Annotated in this window: 20 protein-coding genes; 18 read left to right on the forward strand and 2 right to left on the reverse strand. The window is 44.0% G+C overall.

Annotated features, from left to right (window positions below):
- Positions 1-60: 60 nt before the first annotated feature.
- Positions 61-972, reverse strand: coding sequence for a DMT family transporter (locus JNUCC1_RS10745; RefSeq protein WP_156645539.1), 912 nt, complete (start codon positions 970-972; stop codon positions 61-63).
- Between the two features lie 189 nt (positions 973-1,161).
- On the opposite strand from JNUCC1_RS10745, the gene JNUCC1_RS10750 reads away from it, so the two are divergent.
- From JNUCC1_RS10750 to JNUCC1_RS10765, 4 genes are all read left to right on the forward strand, one after another.
- Positions 1,162-2,631 (forward strand): DEAD/DEAH box helicase, encoded by a 1,470-nt coding sequence (locus JNUCC1_RS10750; protein ID WP_331713751.1) that lies wholly within the window; start codon positions 1,162-1,164, stop codon positions 2,629-2,631.
- Between the two features lie 146 nt (positions 2,632-2,777).
- Complete coding sequence (locus JNUCC1_RS10755) at positions 2,778-3,257, forward strand: PH domain-containing protein (RefSeq protein WP_156645540.1); 480 nt, start codon at positions 2,778-2,780, stop codon at positions 3,255-3,257.
- Positions 3,250-4,200, forward strand: coding sequence for a PH domain-containing protein (locus tag JNUCC1_RS10760; RefSeq protein ID WP_197431713.1), 951 nt, complete (start codon positions 3,250-3,252; stop codon positions 4,198-4,200). The genes JNUCC1_RS10755 and JNUCC1_RS10760 overlap by 8 nt, the downstream gene beginning before the upstream one ends.
- A complete protein-coding gene (locus JNUCC1_RS10765) occupies positions 4,197-4,709 on the forward strand; it encodes a hypothetical protein (protein WP_197431714.1) in 513 nt (170 codons plus the stop codon). Before JNUCC1_RS10760 ends, JNUCC1_RS10765 begins: the two co-directional genes overlap by 4 nt.
- Positions 4,710-4,912: 203 nt before the next feature.
- On the opposite strand, the gene JNUCC1_RS10770 is transcribed toward JNUCC1_RS10765, so the two are convergent.
- On the reverse strand, positions 4,913-5,686 hold the full coding sequence (locus tag JNUCC1_RS10770; protein ID WP_156645543.1) for a rhomboid family intramembrane serine protease: 774 nt from the start codon (positions 5,684-5,686) through the stop codon (positions 4,913-4,915).
- Between the two features lie 175 nt (positions 5,687-5,861).
- Between JNUCC1_RS10770 and acpS the strand changes: the two genes are divergently transcribed.
- The 14 genes from acpS to JNUCC1_RS10840 all read left to right on the forward strand — a co-directional run bounded on the left by acpS (position 5,862) and on the right by JNUCC1_RS10840 (position 16,325).
- Entirely contained in the window at positions 5,862-6,227 is a 366-nt protein-coding gene (acpS, locus tag JNUCC1_RS10775) for a holo-ACP synthase (protein ID WP_156645544.1), read from the forward strand.
- 86 nt (positions 6,228-6,313) lie between these two features.
- Positions 6,314-7,819 (forward strand): NAD(P)H-hydrate dehydratase, encoded by a 1,506-nt coding sequence (locus JNUCC1_RS10780; RefSeq protein WP_331713882.1) that lies wholly within the window; start codon positions 6,314-6,316, stop codon positions 7,817-7,819.
- A 73-nt stretch (positions 7,820-7,892) separates the two neighbouring features.
- On the forward strand, positions 7,893-8,915 hold the full coding sequence (locus tag JNUCC1_RS10785; protein WP_156645546.1) for a LolA family protein: 1,023 nt from the start codon (positions 7,893-7,895) through the stop codon (positions 8,913-8,915).
- A gap of 293 nt (positions 8,916-9,208) precedes the next feature.
- On the forward strand, positions 9,209-10,333 hold the full coding sequence (alr, locus tag JNUCC1_RS10790; protein WP_156645547.1) for an alanine racemase: 1,125 nt from the start codon (positions 9,209-9,211) through the stop codon (positions 10,331-10,333).
- 188 nt (positions 10,334-10,521) lie between these two features.
- Positions 10,522-10,806 carry a CopG family ribbon-helix-helix protein gene (locus JNUCC1_RS10795; RefSeq protein ID WP_156645548.1) on the forward strand — a complete coding sequence of 95 codons (285 nt, stop codon included), beginning with the start codon at positions 10,522-10,524 and terminating at the stop codon, positions 10,804-10,806.
- A gap of 4 nt (positions 10,807-10,810) precedes the next feature.
- The gene (locus tag JNUCC1_RS10800) at positions 10,811-11,179 is read left to right on the forward strand and encodes a type II toxin-antitoxin system PemK/MazF family toxin (RefSeq protein WP_156645549.1); all 369 of its coding nucleotides are present in this window, start codon (positions 10,811-10,813) and stop codon (positions 11,177-11,179) included.
- Between the two features lie 157 nt (positions 11,180-11,336).
- On the forward strand, positions 11,337-12,206 hold the full coding sequence (locus tag JNUCC1_RS10805) for an RsbT co-antagonist protein RsbRA (protein WP_156645550.1): 870 nt from the start codon (positions 11,337-11,339) through the stop codon (positions 12,204-12,206).
- A 4-nt stretch (positions 12,207-12,210) separates the two neighbouring features.
- The gene (locus JNUCC1_RS10810) at positions 12,211-12,576 is read left to right on the forward strand and encodes an STAS domain-containing protein (RefSeq protein WP_156645551.1); all 366 of its coding nucleotides are present in this window, start codon (positions 12,211-12,213) and stop codon (positions 12,574-12,576) included.
- Positions 12,573-12,971, forward strand: a complete 399-nt coding sequence (locus JNUCC1_RS10815) for an anti-sigma regulatory factor (protein WP_156645552.1) — start codon at positions 12,573-12,575, stop codon at positions 12,969-12,971. Before JNUCC1_RS10810 ends, JNUCC1_RS10815 begins: the two co-directional genes overlap by 4 nt.
- 73 nt (positions 12,972-13,044) lie before the next feature.
- The gene (locus JNUCC1_RS10820) at positions 13,045-14,055 is read left to right on the forward strand and encodes a PP2C family protein-serine/threonine phosphatase (protein WP_331713752.1); all 1,011 of its coding nucleotides are present in this window, start codon (positions 13,045-13,047) and stop codon (positions 14,053-14,055) included.
- A 106-nt stretch (positions 14,056-14,161) separates the two neighbouring features.
- Complete coding sequence (locus tag JNUCC1_RS10825; protein WP_156645554.1) at positions 14,162-14,491, forward strand: STAS domain-containing protein; 330 nt, start codon at positions 14,162-14,164, stop codon at positions 14,489-14,491.
- A gap of 2 nt (positions 14,492-14,493) precedes the next feature.
- Positions 14,494-14,970, forward strand: coding sequence for an anti-sigma B factor RsbW (rsbW, locus tag JNUCC1_RS10830; protein ID WP_156645555.1), 477 nt, complete (start codon positions 14,494-14,496; stop codon positions 14,968-14,970).
- Positions 14,945-15,736 carry an RNA polymerase sigma factor SigB gene (gene sigB, locus JNUCC1_RS10835; protein WP_156645556.1) on the forward strand — a complete coding sequence of 264 codons (792 nt, stop codon included), beginning with the start codon at positions 14,945-14,947 and terminating at the stop codon, positions 15,734-15,736. The genes rsbW and sigB overlap by 26 nt, the downstream gene beginning before the upstream one ends.
- Before the next feature lies 1 nt (position 15,737).
- Positions 15,738-16,325 carry a SpoIIE family protein phosphatase gene (locus JNUCC1_RS10840; RefSeq protein ID WP_156645557.1) on the forward strand — a complete coding sequence of 196 codons (588 nt, stop codon included), beginning with the start codon at positions 15,738-15,740 and terminating at the stop codon, positions 16,323-16,325.
- Positions 16,326-16,516: the final 191 nt, after the last annotated feature.

The following is a 16,516-nucleotide window of genomic DNA, read 5'->3' on the forward strand; positions in this document are numbered from 1 at the left end:
CACCCGTTTCTAACGTTTGTTTAAGTATAACAGGAAATAAGCCTATGGGACATTGCTTTTTTACAACTGTTCTTTTTTCGACAAAGTTACTTTGCGCTTCCGGGTTGTCGCCAGAATAAACAAGAACAGCCCAAATATGACGATGGAACCACCAAGAAGCTGTGCCCCTGTTATAACCTCTCCCAATATGAGGTATGCCAGAATGCTCGCTCCCACAGGCTCAAATACGATTGCCATTGAGATGGTGGAAGTGCTAAGCCATTTTAAGGCCCAATTAAACAGTGTGTGACCAAAAAACGTTGGTACAATTGCCAATGCCAGAAAAATGGCCCAGTGGTCAAGCGGATAACCTGTAAAAGCTTCACCAAGGACGATGTTGTAAATAATGAGTGTGATAGAGCTTATGCCGTAGACCACGAATGTATACGTCATTAAAGACAGACGTTTCCTGACTTGCTGCCCCATCAGGAAGTATCCGGTGATGAGCACTGCTCCGCCAAGTGCCAGCATATCGCCAAACAGTGCCATGCCGCTGATCTGAAAGTCGCCCCAGCTGATAATAAAGCTGCCCAGAATCGCAATCAGCATACTGAAAACAGCCCCTGCGGAAAAACGTTCTTTAAAAAATAAAAACGTACCAAGAAAGGCAAAGATCGGCTGCAATGTGACGAGCACAACAGAACTTGCAACGGACGTATAATTCAATGATTCAAACCAAACAATAAAATGAAACGCCAAGAAAACACCGGCAAGAATAGAAAGCAGCCAATCTTTTTTATGGATTAGCCTGAACTCATGAGTGCGTTTCAAAAGAATATATGGCAGCATAATGATGACTGCCAATAACAATCGGTAATTCGCTATGATAGATGCCGGTGCTTGGTCAGCCAGTTTTACAAGAACAGCGGATAGCGACACCGATATGACACCTATTACAATTGCTGCATATGGGTTAAACGGAGGAAGCCGCATCGTAAAACCCCCTTCAATTAGTCGGTAAATAAGTCATGAATGTATTTTACCATGTGCGCTCAAAAAATCATATAAATTAACAAGTGGATAAATCACCTTGGTTTGTGTTATGATGAAGTGACGGTTTCAGGGTGTATCATAGATATGACCAGCGACAATTCTAGTTAAAAAAAGGAGTAGACAAGTACGGTGACAACTTTTAATGAATTAAATATATCCACGCCTATTATGAAGGCATTGGAGAAGATGGGGTTTGAAGAAGCAACACCGATTCAATCCGAGACCATTCCACATGCCATGCAAGGCAAGGATGTAATAGGACAAGCACAGACAGGAACCGGTAAAACAGCCGCGTTCGGTATTCCGATGATTGAACACATCAATCCAAAAGACCGCAATATTCAAGGTCTGGTCGTCGCACCGACACGTGAACTGGCCATACAGGTCGCCGAAGAACTGAACAGACTGGGACGCATCAAAGGTGTGCGTTCGCTGCCAATTTATGGCGGATCACACATGGGCAGACAAATCCGAGCGCTTAAGGACGGACAACATATTGTTGTGGCTACACCTGGCCGCTTACTCGACCATATGCGCCGAAAAACCATTCGTACAAGCGATGTGCAATATATTGTACTGGATGAAGCAGATGAAATGCTAAACATGGGCTTTATTGATGACATTCGTGATATTTTGAAGAATGTGCCTGAACAACGTCAGACATTGCTTTTCTCGGCAACCATGCCAAAAGAAATTCGCGATATTGCCACCAATATGATGAACAGCCCGGAAGAAATCAAGGTAAAATCCAAAGAAATGACGGTTGAGAATATCGATCAATATTTCGTGGAGATTCCGGAACGATTCAAATTTGATACACTTTCCAATCACTTGGATGTTAATGATCCCGATCTGGCTATTGTGTTTAGCCGCACGAAAAAACGGGTTGATGAGATTGCGGAAGGCTTGCAAGCAAGAGGCTTTCGAGCTGAAGGCATCCACGGTGATTTGACGCAGCGCAGCCGGACAAGTGTGTTGAACAAGTTTAAAAACAACCGGGTAGACGTGCTCGTTGCGACAGACGTTGCAGCACGCGGCTTGGATATTTCCGGTGTGACTCATGTGTATAACTTTGATATTCCGCAGGACCCGGAGAGTTATGTACACCGCATTGGACGTACAGGACGGGCAGGACGTACAGGGGAAGCCATTTCGTTTGTAACCCCGCGTGAAATTCCGCATCTGCGTCTGATCGAAAAAGTCACAAAGAGTAAGATGAAACGCATGAATGCCCCTACCAATCAGGAAGCAAAGCGTGGTCAGCAGCAAATCACGGCTGACAAAGTGCTGGACATGATTGAAAAAGGTGAGTTAGAGGGCTATCATGAAACAGCGAATGAACTGCTGCGGGATCATGATTCCATCACTGTCATTGCAGCGGCTCTTAAAATGCTGACGAAAGAACGCCGGGATGTGCCGGTCAAGCTGACTTCCATTGCACCAGTCAGTGTAAAAAAAGCACACCACGGCAGCGGGAAAAATAACCAACGTCGCAATAACAACAATAAGCGTTTTTATGGCAAACGTGATAACAAACGCAATTATGGCGGTAGTCGCAACCGCAAAGGGAATTTCCAAAAACGCCGAAACCGTGACTGATTAGTTTCTGGTATCACATGAAAAGCTCCTTATATATTGAGGAGCTTTTGTTATGTTCTAAGATGGAAGCGCTTAATCGAAACTTTCATTTAGTTCAAACGTAGACAAAGATATGTATAAATCTCGGAACAAGGAGGCACGGCTTCATGAGATTACCACCAAAACAAACCATTTCCACTGATGCCATTAAAGCCTGGAGGATAACTGCATCTTTATATATATTGATTGTGTGGGCACTGATTATCGCTAACGGCATCTTTGTATTTATGTTTGATTATTCCAAGTGGGCACTTTGGGGCGGACTAGCCTTTGGGGTCTTGCTTACATATTTGTTTGTCCTTAAAATACCTTCTCTCAGATGGCGCAGATGGCGTTATGAGGTGTTTGACCAGGAGATTTATATCCAACACGGTATTTTGATTGTCACCCGCACCCTGATCCCAATGATTCGGGTGCAACATGTCGATACAAAACAAGGCCCAATATTAAAAAGGTATCAACTCGCCAGCATAACAATTTCTACAGCAGCCACAACTCATGAAATTCCAGCATTGGATGATGAGGACGCATCTAATTTACGTGACCGAATCTCGGCACTGGCGAGGGTGGATGAAGACGATGTCTGAACCAAAACGACTGCATCCAGTGGCGGTTATCTTTAATATGATCAAAACATTGAAGGAATGGATTTTTGGGGCAGTAGGTATCGTAGCTTTAGCCCTTAAAGAGGGAGAACTTTTAATACTTGGTATTGCGTCTGGTGTCATGCTGATGCTTATTTTGCTTGTCAGTTTTTTGAAATGGCTGAGGTATACTTATGCAGTGGAAGGCGATGAACTTCGGATCGAACAAGGGATTTTCATCCGGAAGAAGCGGTATATTTCCAAAAACCGTATTCAAGCCATAGATTTAACGCAAAGTGTAATTCATCGCTTGACAGGGCTTGTGCGAGTCGAGATAGAAACTGCAGGAAGTGGCAGTGATACGGAAGCCTCTCTGAAAGCTGTTGCATATGAGGAAGGTGTTTGGCTTCGTGAACAGCTTAAATATGCAGTGGGACATGATGAAAATGCTGAGGACGAGATGCTGAATACACCAAACGAAATTGTCAAAAAGCAGATTACATTTGAACGCCTGTTTATTGCCGGGAGTACTTCCGGGAGTTTAGGTGTGCTGGCAGCGCTTGCCGGGGTGTTGTTTACGCAGCTGGAGCAAGTGATTCCAGCGCATGTATATGACGATGCATGGGCATGGGTTGTTGATCAAAGCTTGATCATCCTGGGGATCTTTGGCGTGATCGGAGCCCTGTTACTCTGGATGCTAGGTATTGCCGGTACGATGATTAAATACGGGCATTTTACCATTACAAGACAGGGGGATGAACTCTTCATACAAAGAGGTTTGCTTGAGAAGAAACAAATTACGGTCCCGCTTAAACGCATTCAAGCAATTGGTTTCAGGCAGAGCGTGCTTCGTCAACCATTCGGATTTGGGACACTGTATGCAGAAATTGCAGGGGCTCTTTGGAAGAAAACAGTGACTTTTCCACTGTGCTGTTTCCGATTATGAGAAAAGGTGAAGTGAATGGGTTTCTGGAAACACTTCTTCCGGAAACAGTCGTGCCTTCTGAGCATCTTAATCCAGCTCCAGCTCGTGCGCGTAAGTTTTACATGCTCACTGCACTTTGGCCTTTCTTTATCACACTTATTCTGACATTGATTTTTGCCCCTTCATTTGTTTGGCTCCCGGGCTTGCTTGCGGTTGCGGCGGCGACTTTGGGCTGGATGCAGCACCGTGACGCTGGGGTGTTAGCAGGGGAGGAGTGGATCCATCTTCGCTGGCGCCGATTCGGGTTAACACAAGTTGTGATCCATCACAGGCGGCTTCAGGCCTTTGAAAAGAAACAAGATTTCATCCAAAAGTTTCAAAAGTTATCCACGATGGAAGTATCCATCATCGGTATGGCTGGTACAGGAACGCACTATACCATCAGAAGCCTGGATACCAATTCTGTTGACCATTTGGCAGAATGGTTTTCCTATCGCAGAGGCATCAATAAAACCACTGAAAAAGCATGACTTTCAGTGGTTTTATCTTTGCTTAGCATATTATAAAATATCCGAGCTGCTAATAAACATTGCTAAGCGCCGCGTCAGCTCCAACGCCTACCCCTCGAGTCATAAGCAAGAACGTGTAGTGGCAAAGACCGCCACTACACGTTCTTGCTTATGATATTCGTGGGTGACCAAGGCGTTTCCGCTTTTGTTCTAAGGAAATTCCATTATAATATATTAATCCGACTCAGGAGTCCGATTAAAACAAGCGCGCCTAAAGCAATCCATAAAAAAGTTGTGATTCTTTTCTTGCGCTTGGCCTTCTTCTTCCAGCGGTTTGGATCAAACTGGATTCCTTCTTTATCAGAACGGCGCGTGCGCTGCGTGCGCCATGGTGACCACGCTTGAACACCAATTAGAATCAGAGGCGCAAGCGCGAGACCGCCGACAAATCCGAAGACGTGAGCGGAAATGTTAATGTTAGGTCTCAGAAACGTCATGACCATTCCGATAATAAAGATGACCATGATGATCTGGGTGCTTCCCTGATCGATGAGATCCTTCCGCATGGCAATCATATAGATATAGATCCCGAATATGCCATAGATAGCGCCAGATGCGCCAAGGTGTGCTGTTGGAGAGTCGGGATTCATGATATAGGTGCCAACGTTGCCGGCGATGCCCATCAGGAGATAGGCAAGACTGAATTTGAATCTACCCAGCATCTGTTCCAATGCCGGACCGAATAAGACAAGTGAAAACGAGTTGAACAGCATATGCATAAGCCCTGCGTGAAAGAAGATTGGGGTGATCAGACGCCAGTACTCACCTGCGCTCACAGCGGGGTTAAAACCGATGCCCCAGTTCAACAGGTCATATGCAAAGGGCAACTGTAAAATATCGATCATTACATAAAGAACAATGTGAATGGCAACAAGGATCGACACAATCGGGTAAAGCTGAACGAACTCCTTGATGCTTCTTTCATTTCGAATAAACATAATTCCGCCTCCCATCGTCATGCGGTGTTTTACACACCCGGTATCGGCGGGTATGATAGGAATAGAGATTCATGACCAGTGTATTCCAATAGTAAAATAATCATACTAAAAAGATCAGATGACATGCAATACAGAGCCCTCGACCACCACATTATCGAAAGGGATGCGAAATTTTATGATTAAAGGCATAGGCACGGATTTGATTGAATTAAATCGGATTATAAAACAGATGGATAAGGGCGAACGCCTTGCAGAACGAGTATTGACGGAACAGGAACGTGATATCTATCATGCCCTGCCAAATCAAACCCGCAAAGCTGAATATCTTGGCGGGCGTTTTGCTGCTAAAGAAGCGTTTGCTAAGGCAGCAGGAAAAGGCATTGGAGAACATTATAGTTTTAAAGATATTGAGATCCTAAACAATGAAATAGGTGCGCCTGTCATGACAGTTAAGAAAATGGGCACTGTGAACATTTTCGTCTCGATCAGCCATGCAAAGGCTTATGCTCAGGCATTTGTGGTGATCGAACAGCCAGTTTAACTTAAGGACATGTCAGGGTTGTCTGCATATTGCTCAAGGTTGTCTCATATATTTTAGTGCGGGTAGGAGGGACCCCATTGTTTATTGTGACCGCGAAAGAAATGTACGATATGGATCATTACACAATGCATGACATCGGACTCGGATCAATGTTGATGGAGAATGCCGGCAGAGCCATCAGTGACAAACTTACAGCAAAAATCACACTGGAAAGCAGAATAGTTGTACTTGCTGGCGGCGGCCATAATGGTGGAGACGGTTTTGTTGTTGCCCGGACACTTCATAATCTTGATTATGATGTAACGGTTTTACAAGTGGTTCCGGATGAGAAACTGTCCTATACAACCGCCGGACAAAAGGAAATATTCCAGAGGTGCGATGGGGAAGTGGCATGCATTGAAGGGGACAGCATAAAGAAGGAACTGTCCAGAGCCACAGTGATTGTTGATGGCATGACAGGTTTAGGCATTAAAGGCCGTCTGCGATCACCGCTTGCGGAGGTTGTCGAGGAAGTTAATCACAGCAAAGCCTTCGTTTGTGCAATTGACATTCCTTCAGGCTTACCGGCGGATGAGGGAGCTGGCGACTTTACTGCGGTGAGAGCAGATATGACAGTCATCGTCGGTGCCGTTAAAGAAAGCGCCTTTCTTCAAAGGACAGCGCCCTATTACGGGGCGTGGGTGCTCGTTCATATTGGACATCCTGCCAAAGCTTTTCCACAAAAGGAGCAGCGGTTTGTTATGGATGAAGGCGTTTTTAAACGGACCATGCCACACCGCATAAGTGACGCTCATAAAGGCAGCCATGGCAAAGGCCTGCTCATTGGGGGGAGCGACCTGATGCCAGGCTCTGCAGTGCTCGCAGGAAAAGCAGCTCTTAAAACGGGTGCCGGCCTTTTGACAGTAGCTTCGACGGAACGCGTCATCCATCATGTGGCCAGCCACTGTCCAGAAGCGACTTACATGGCCTTGCCTCACGATCATGGTGAGATCGTTCCGAATCATGATTTGAAGTTGGCGGGCTTTGACGCGGTAGCCATAGGGGTTGGGCTTGGAAGACGTGAGCAGACAGGCGCCTTTCTTCAGATGGTGTTAGAAAAAGCGCGATGCCCTTTGATTATTGATGCGGATGGCATTTATCACTTAAAAACCTGTCTTAAAGCTGCTAAACAGCGTACCGAGCCAACCATTATCACACCACATCCGGGAGAAATGGCGAGACTGATGGATATTGACGTAAAAACCCTTTTGGCTCAACCATTTTATTATGCACGGCAGCTTGCTGAAATCTATGACATATATGTCGTTTTAAAAGGGAAAGTCACGATCATTACCACTCCTTATGGCGAGCAAGCTGTAGATCTGACAGGCAATCCTGGTCTGGCAAAAGGCGGCACCGGAGATGTGTTAACAGGTATCACGCTGGCAATGGTGATGCAGGATCAAAGCATTTTCCAGGCATTGTGCAATGCATGCTTCGTGCACGGCATGTCTGCGGATATTCAAGTGGAACAACGTCATTCAATGTATGATTTAATGGCTTCAGATGTCATCACTGGAATTCCCGCAGTCTATCGCACATTTCGTTCTTAGCTGTCAACCCGCAATAAACAATGATCCCTTTGTCCGAATATGACTCATAATGAGAGACAAGGGAGATATGTCCATGAGTAAAAACAAAGGTCTTTTTGTAGCGGTACTTGCCGTTATGATGATCGTTCTTGCAGCTTGTGGCGGCAAATCCCAGGAGGATGTCGTCGGTAAACTTGAAAAAAAGCTTGAATCCATGAACGGTTATAAGGTGAAAGCAGACATGCTTATGAATACCGGGCAGGAAGAACAGAACTTTGATATCGATGTTCTGCACAAGAAAGATGCCTATTACCGTGTTCAGCTTAACAATGATCAGGACGAACACGGCAGTCAGATCATCCTGAAAAATGACGATGGCGTATTTGTCCTTACACCCGAGCTTGAGAAAAGCTTCAAATTCCAAAGCGACTGGCCGGAAAACAGCAGCCAGCCTTACCTGTATCAATCACTTGTCAATGATATATTGAAAGATGAAGAAGCTGAGTTTCATGAAACAGAACAGCACTTCACTTTTAAAACTAAAACAAACTATCAAAGCAACAACAACCTGCCATACCAGGAGATCTATTTTGACAAGAAAACATACACACCTGTTCTGGTAAAAGTGCTGGATAAAGATCAAAAAGCTTTGGTAGAAGTTAAGTTTTCCAAGTTTGAAATGGATCCGGAGTTCTCAGACAAAGACTTTGTTCTGGAAGAAAATATGGAAACAGAGGATAAAGACAAAGATGTCGCAACATCAGCTGACCAAGAACTGGATACATTCACAGTTATGTTTCCGCTGTTTATGGCAGGTTCTGAGCTGATGGAGAAGAAAGAGATCAACCTTGATGACGGCAAGCGTGTCATTATGACGTTTGGCGGGGAGAAGCACTTCACATTGATTGAAGAGAAAAGAAAAAGCATGGAAGCTTCAGCTGCTCCAAAAGAAGTCAAGGGCGACATTGTAAATATTGGTCATTCAATTGGAGCGCTTGCTGATGGAGTTATTGAATGGACCAAAGACGGCGTTGATTTCTACCTGACCAGTGAGGAACTGACTAAAGAAGAACTTATTGAAGTTGCCAAATCGGTCCAGGGCAAAGAAGTGAAATAAATGATTCATATGAAAGCAGACACTCCTATAGAGAGGGGGTCTGCTTTTTCGTCGCTTATGCTTTTCGGGGGTGACCAAGGCGTTTCCGCTTTTGTTCGTCCAGCTCCAACGCCTACCCCCTCGAGTCATAAGCAATAACGTTTCGTGGCAAAACCCGCCACTACACGTTCTTGCTTATGCTTTTCGGGGGTGACCAAGGCGTTTCCGCTTTTGTTCTGTTTGTTATTCAGTTGACAGGAGGTTCTCGACGGGAAATAATAAGAAGACAATCAGATATACTGGGGGGAGTTGAGATGAAAGCTTTGTACCGTCCGACATGGGCAAACATAAATTTGGAAGCGATTGGTTATAATATTAACCAGATCAGGAAAAGAATCCCCGCTAAGACCGGTATCATGGCGGTTGTCAAAGCAGATGGTTACGGCCATGGTGCTGTTGAAGTCGGCCGGAAAGCTTTAGCATCAGGCGCTGAATGGCTTGCCGTTGCCCTTTTGGAAGAGGCGCTTTCTCTGCGTAAGGCAGGCATTAACGCACCGATTCTCGTGTTTGGCTGGGTTTCACCGGAAGATGTTCACATAGCTGCACAGGAACAAGTAACACTGACCTTTTTCCAAAAAGAGTGGCTTGAAGCGGTCAATAAACAGGAATTGGATAAGCCGCTGCAGGTTCATATGAAATGGGATACAGGGATGGGGCGAGTCGGTATTCGTTCAGCAGATGAGCTTGACGCAATCGTTGAAGTGTTGCGCCAAAGTCCAAAAGTCTCTTTGACGGGAATTTATACGCATTTTGCAACAGCAGACGAGGCTGATCTGACTCTGTTCAATGAACAGCAGGAACGTTTTCAAACACTTAAATCCATGTTTGAATTCATGTGGCCGGACCGCGTAAATTACCACACCGGAAACAGCGCGGCCGCAAGTAGATTTCCTGACCATATGTACGACTATATCCGGTTCGGCATCGCCATGTATGGCCTTTATCCGTCCGCTGTAACAAAAAAAGAGCACCCGATCGATCTTAAGCCTGCTCTATCCCTGCACAGCCGGCTGACTCATGTGAAAGAAGTCTATAAAGGCGCGACCATCAGCTATGGGGCCACTTATCATGCGAACAGCACCGAATGGGTTGGGACCATCCCTATCGGTTATGCGGATGGCTGGATCAGGAAATTACAAGGTGTAGAAGTGCTTGTTGAAGGAAAACGTATGCCCGTGGTCGGGCGTATCTGTATGGATCGGACAATGATTAAACTCGATCAATCCTATCCAATTGGCACCCGGGTCACGTTAATTGGCTGCCAGGGAGAAGATGAGGTTACAGCAGATGACATTGCAGAAAAACTCGACACGATTAATTATGAAGTCGCATGTATGATTTCAGAGCGCGTGCCGCGGCTGTATGGAGTGGATTTTTAAGTTATTCATATAAGGCATAAAACACGGCACAGACTAATATATATACCACGTAGGCCTCTGATTAAAACAGAAAAACCGCGTTTTATGTAAAAAAATGCCCAAAACCCCTTTGCAAAGCACTGAAATCGATGGTATGATAAAAGTTGAATTCATACAGATTGTTCAACAGTTGGCGGAGGTGTATGGTTTTGTCGGAGAGCTTGCAAGAAATTATGGTAAGACTTCCTAAAAATCTGGTACATGAGGTGAATGGATTGGTACAATATGAAAACAATGATTTGAGCGACTTCATTTGCCAGGCAACACGCAATTATCTCGAACACAAGAAACATGAACATGTACAGCAATTCCAAGCGTCCATGCAGAAGGGTTACCAGGAAATGGCACGCATTAATTTAAGCATTGCTTCTGAAGCTTTCCAGGCAGAGGAAGAAGCAGAAGATACTTTAGAGCGTTCCGTGATCGGGGTGTAGCCTCTTGATCGTTCAACGAGGCGAAGTGTATTTCGCCGATTTATCCCCTGTTGTTGGATCAGAACAGGGTGGCATTCGGCCAGTATTGATCCTGCAAAATAATATCGGTAACAGATTCAGCCCGACCGTCATTGTCGCAGCCATAACGGCACAAATCCAAAAGGCCAAGCTGCCCACACATGTGGAAATAGATGCAAAGCGTTATGGGTTTGACCGGGACTCAGTCATACTGCTCGAACAAATCCGCACACTGGACAAGACGCGGCTGACAGACCGTATAACCAGGCTTGACAAAGAAATGATGGATAAGATCGACTACGCATTGGAAATCAGTCTTGGACTAAAAGATATGTATCATAATAAGGATCAATAGAAAACTCTTGTTTTGAGAAACAAGGGTTTTTTTATGTCGATAGCACTAGATGCGCATATTGCCTTGTAAATCCAGAATATGCCATGGCATGTTCGTTGCAAAAATTTACATTACGTGACACAATAGAAAAAAACTCTGTCAAATTTGGAGGGGCGAAATGGACACTAAATTCAAAAAAATAGTACTTGAAAATAGTGACACAATTGTTGACAATTGGTTAGAGGAGATTGCATCACTAAAAGACGGAAATTACACATCAAGTATTTCAGAAGAATTGTTTGATAGTACCAACCGTGAATTTGTTAATGTGATTTTCACAAGCATCCAGCATAAAGGCTCAATTGATATTGTGGATGACTTTTCGGAAAAACTGATCAACCTGGGTTGGCCGCTTAGTTATATTACTGATGGACTGCAGGTATTCCGGCGTGTGACGATCGACTTTATTCTATCTCGGGCAGAACAAGTTGATTCTCAGTATATCTCTGAGTTAATCAGAAGTGTTGATATGTGGACGGAACCATTAATCAGAAAGCTTGTTAATGAATATTCAGGTAGCTGGGAACATGTTGTATCTTTGCAGCGGGTTGCACTTCAGGAATTGTCAGCACCGCTCATCCCTGTAATGGATAACATTACAATTATGCCACTCGTTGGCACAATTGATACTGAAAGAGCGAAACTCATCATGGAAAATCTGTTGGACGGTGTGATTCGACATAACTCTGAAGTTGTCCTAATGGATATAACCGGTGTCCCTGTTGTTGATACAATGGTTGCCCACCACATTATCCAAGCAGCAGAAGCTGTTCGGCTTGTTGGTTCCACCTGTATATTGGTTGGCATTCGTCCGGAAATCGCCCAGACGATCGTTAACCTTGGTATTAATCTTGATAAGTTTCCAACGAAAAGCTCACTTAAGAAGGGCTTCAGTGCAGCACTTAGTCTAACTGGAAGAGAAGTTATTGATGGCGAATCGAATCATACACAAATCAATTCTATAATCGATTCATTATACAAGGAGTGATCTTATGAAGAAAATTCCTATTCTGAAGTTACATCAATATCTGCTTGTGTCAATTCAAGTGGAAATAGATGACCAAACCGCTATGCAATTTCAAGAGGATCTGCTTCAGAAAATTCATAGTACAGGAGCATCAGGGATTGTAATCGACTTAACATCAGTGGAAATGATTGATTCATTTATTGCTAAAGTATTAGGCGACGTTGTAACGATGTCAGATTTAATGGGGGCGAAAGTTGTCCTGACAGGTATTCAGCCTGCTGTAGCTATGACCTTGATCGATCTTGGCATTCATATGCAAGATGTTCCGACCTCTTTGGACATTGAACAAGGGCTGGTCAAGCTTCACCAGGAATTGGGGGGTAACCTATGAATAAATCCTGTGTGAACATTAGGCAAGAAATAGATATTGTTGCAGCACGCCAGCTTGGCCGTGATCTTGCAAAAGAGGTAGGATTCAGCGCAGTTGACCAGGCAAGGTTTACAACTGCTGTATCTGAAATTGCCAGAAACATATACTTATATGCAAACGAAGGTAAAATTTGTTTCGATATCACTCAAAACATGAACCATACAGGGCTTCGGTTGACGGCGACAGATTCAGGTCCCGGGATTAAAGACATAAGCAAAGCTATGGAAGATGGTTATACAACATCCGGCGGTCTTGGAGCAGGTTTGCCCGGTGTAAAAAGGCTGATGGATGAATTTGACATTTCTTCAGAGGAGAATGTCGGTACAAAAATAATGGTTATAAAGTGGAAACGCTGAATTAACACCATACCAAAAGGGGAATGCATCCCCTTTTTGTATAGAGATTAGGCTGGGGAGGGGGATTGCGAAGGTGGATGTCGCGAAACTTGATTTAGACAGTTATAAAGACCTATTAAAGAAATACATCAAACAACAAGACGAAACATCCCTTTATGGAGCGGAGCAGATGAGTAAGTCATTCATCAAAAATAATATTCCGCCTGAGGAAATCGTGAATCTCCACATTCAAGCTTTAGCTAAGTTGTATCCCAATATATCAGAAGATATCCAGAGCTCCATGAATTTTCTGCTGGAAACAATGATATACTACGGATTAGCCCATCAGGAATTTCAGTCCTTAAGAGAGAAGCAACTGGCATTGCAATCTGAAATCGCTGTTGCGGCCAATGTTCAGGATACACTTTTAGCCACGGCAAAGCCGGATATTGAAGGACTTGATATTGGTGTGATCAGTGTACCGGCACACCAAATGAATGGGGATTATCATCACTTTATTAAAGGAAAAGACGGTTCGTTAGGCATAGCAATGGCAGATGTCGTCGGTAAAGGGGTGCCAGCTGCTTTATGCATGTCCATGATTAAATACTCCATGGATATTTTGGAAGAGGAAAAAATGATCCCTGCCAAGATCCTGAAATACTTAAATCGGGTTGTAGAAAGAAATGTGGATACAGGAATGTTCATTACCATGTTTTATGCACAGTATTTGCCAACAACGCAAATGCTGCATTATGCATCAGCAGGCCACGAGCCAGGTTTTATATACAATGCGGAAACAGATGACTTTTCAGAAATAGAAACAGCAGGACTTGTACTTGGTGTGATGGCAGACAGCGAATACCCCAGCTATAAGCAGCCTGTGAACATAGGGGATATGATTATATTATTGACCGATGGTGTGACAGAATGCCGTCGCGGGGAAGAGTTTATCAGCCGTGAAGAAATTTTGGATGTCATTCGGGAGTATATGCATCTTCCTGCACAGGAAATTGTTGATCGTGTCTATAAATACTTTGAACGGTTGCAGGATTTCCAGTTGCGAGATGATTTTACTTTGTTAATCATGAAGCGAGAGGTTTAACTTTTCATTTAGTCGGGTATATAGAATTAATGTGCCGTCTAACCTTACATACAATTAATGGTGAAAGATGACACAAACGACTTGAACATAGTGGGGAGGAATCATCTTGAATCTGACAATAGATATTTTAAATGAACCGGATAAAACCGTCGCAGTTCTTTCGGGGGAAGTAGACGTATATACAGCGCCTCAATTAAAAGAAGCACTGCTCGACCTTGTTAAACACGACAATGCTATGGTTGTGGTCGATATGGCAGATGTTGGCTACATGGACAGCACAGGTCTGTCTGTGTTTATCAGTGCGTTGAAGGCCGGAAAAGAGCATGACAGCCATTTGAAGCTGATTAACCTGCAAGACAGTGTCACCAGACTATTTGATATCACAGGACTGGATAAGGTCATTGACATCAATGCATCTATTCGAGGAGGAAGTTGACTATGGCTGAAACATTTGACTTTATTGAGATGAAAATACCGGCTAAAGCTGAATACGTCGGTGTCATACGTCTAAGTATGTCAGGGATCGCCAACCGGATGGGCTTCAATTATGAAGATATTGAGGATTTGAAAGTGGCGGTTTCAGAAGCGATTACTAACGCTGTTACACATGCCTATAATGAGGAGAATGAGGGCGAGGTGACAATCGGATTTGGTGTTTATGAGGATCGTCTGGAAGTGATGGTGGCTGACCATGGCGGCAGTTTTAACCTGAGCGAAGTAAAAGGCAAAATCGGACCTTATGAACAAAACGAATCTATTGAATCATTGCGCGAAGGTGGCTTTGGTCTATTCATTATTGATGCCCTTGTGGACAAAGTGGAAATTAATAATGAGTACGGGGTGATTGTCCTAATGACCAAATACCTTCAAGAAACCGGGGTGGAGCTTGATGGTAACGAACTCTCAACAAGATAATGCAAATCGGGATAACGTCTATGATTGGATTGAAAAACTGCGGGAAAATCCCGAGGACCAGGAAACACAAGAAAAAATAGTGATGGCCTACTCAGATCTTGTGGAATCCATTGCCAGAAAGTATTCTCGGAACAGCAGCATCCATGAAGATCTGACTCAAGTTGGGATGATCGGTCTCCTGGGAGCGATCAGACGGTATGATCCTGAGGTTGGACGTTCATTTGAATCTTTTGCCGTTCCAACAATCATTGGGGAAATCAAGCGTTTTATCCGTGATAAAACCTGGAGTGTGCATGTGCCCCGGCGTATAAAAGAACTTGGTCCGAAAATCAAAAAGGCTGTGGACGAGCTGACGATAGCAGACCAGCAGTCTCCTAGTATTAAGGATATTGCGCATTATCTCGATGTGTCTGAAGAAGACGTGCTGGAAACAATGGAGATGGGTAAAAGCTACAAGGCCCTATCTGTAGATCGCAAAATTGAAGCAGACTCTGATGGCAGTACAGTTTCACTCTTGGATCTTGTCGGCAACGATGACAAAAGCTTTGAAACGGTTGATCAGCGTATGCTTCTCGAACGTATTTTTCCCGCATTGTCAGAGCGGGAGCAGCAAATCCTGAAATGCACGTATTTTGAGAACATGAGCCAGAAAGAAACGGGCGAATTGCTTGGAATTTCTCAGATGCATGTTTCAAGGTTGCAGCGACGTTCATTGCGAAAACTGCGCGAAATCATTGAGTCAGAGAGTGCGGAGGTTTTAGAGTAGTATGACACGAACTGATGTGAGTGTGTTTCAAAAGCCTAAAAATGGCAACTATTACTGTGGTGACAGTTATTTTTACGAAGAAACAGACACAGGTTTTATTTGTGTACTTGCAGATGGATTGGGAAGTGGTGAGCATGCAAAAGACTCATCACAGGTCGTTATTGATGTTGTTGAAAATAACAGAAAAGCCACTGTTAAAGAACTTATTAAGCTGAGTAATAAAGCGCTTACGGGTAAACGCGGTGTGGTACTTGGTTTATTGAAAATTAATTTTGATGACAAGACCTACAGTTTTTCTTCGATAGGCAATATAGGTGTTGTAACGATCACAAGCAGGAGCAAGAAAAAGAGAAACATTCCTAATTCCGGGTATTTGGGCGGCTATGAACGCCCTTTTAAAGTGGAAACAGGGAAGCTTGAACCAGACTTGATATTCGTTGTGTTTTCCGACGGTGTGGAAGATACTGACCTCTCCAAACCCTTCATGCTGAACAAAAATGTTCATGCACTCACTGAAAGCTTTGCTAACTACAAAACAGACCCTCCCAGAGACGATGTTACATTAATCGCTATCAAATATAATGGTTAAAGCTATAGAAATCATACAACCAGGACTGGCAGCAGCGCCGGTCTTTTTTTATTGCTTAGGAAATTATAAAATATCCGCGATTTAATAAACATTGCCAAAGGCCACGTCCAGCTCCAACGCCTCTTACGGAGATTGGTTCTATCCTTATGTTGAGCATATGGCATGAAGTTTGGTAGAATGAACAGGTAAAC

The sequence above is a fragment of the Lentibacillus sp. JNUCC-1 genome (genome assembly GCF_009741735.1).
GTDB lineage: Bacteria > Bacillota > Bacilli > Bacillales > Amphibacillaceae > Lentibacillus_B.

Bases quoted from the DNA above. Each gene is read 5' to 3' on its own strand.
- JNUCC1_RS10805 (WP_156645550.1), top strand. From the start codon at position 11,337: ATGGACACTAAATTCAAAAAAATAGTACTTGAAAATAGTGACACAATT.
- JNUCC1_RS10810 (WP_156645551.1), top strand. From the start codon at position 12,211: ATGAAGAAAATTCCTATTCTGAAGTTACATCAATATCTGCTTGTGTCA.
- JNUCC1_RS10770 (WP_156645543.1), bottom strand. From the start codon at position 5,686: ATGTTTATTCGAAATGAAAGAAGCATCAAGGAGTTCGTTCAGCTTTAC.
- JNUCC1_RS10755 (WP_156645540.1), top strand. From the start codon at position 2,778: ATGAGATTACCACCAAAACAAACCATTTCCACTGATGCCATTAAAGCC.
- JNUCC1_RS10765 (WP_197431714.1), top strand. From the start codon at position 4,197: ATGAGAAAAGGTGAAGTGAATGGGTTTCTGGAAACACTTCTTCCGGAA.
- sigB (WP_156645556.1), top strand. From the start codon at position 14,945: ATGGTAACGAACTCTCAACAAGATAATGCAAATCGGGATAACGTCTAT.
- rsbW (WP_156645555.1), top strand. From the start codon at position 14,494: ATGGCTGAAACATTTGACTTTATTGAGATGAAAATACCGGCTAAAGCT.
- JNUCC1_RS10785 (WP_156645546.1), top strand. From the start codon at position 7,893: ATGAGTAAAAACAAAGGTCTTTTTGTAGCGGTACTTGCCGTTATGATG.
- JNUCC1_RS10815 (WP_156645552.1), top strand. From the start codon at position 12,573: ATGAATAAATCCTGTGTGAACATTAGGCAAGAAATAGATATTGTTGCA.
- acpS (WP_156645544.1), top strand. From the start codon at position 5,862: ATGATTAAAGGCATAGGCACGGATTTGATTGAATTAAATCGGATTATA.
- JNUCC1_RS10745 (WP_156645539.1), bottom strand. From the start codon at position 972: ATGCGGCTTCCTCCGTTTAACCCATATGCAGCAATTGTAATAGGTGTC.
- JNUCC1_RS10840 (WP_156645557.1), top strand. From the start codon at position 15,738: ATGACACGAACTGATGTGAGTGTGTTTCAAAAGCCTAAAAATGGCAAC.
- alr (WP_156645547.1), top strand. From the start codon at position 9,209: ATGAAAGCTTTGTACCGTCCGACATGGGCAAACATAAATTTGGAAGCG.
- JNUCC1_RS10760 (WP_197431713.1), top strand. From the start codon at position 3,250: ATGTCTGAACCAAAACGACTGCATCCAGTGGCGGTTATCTTTAATATG.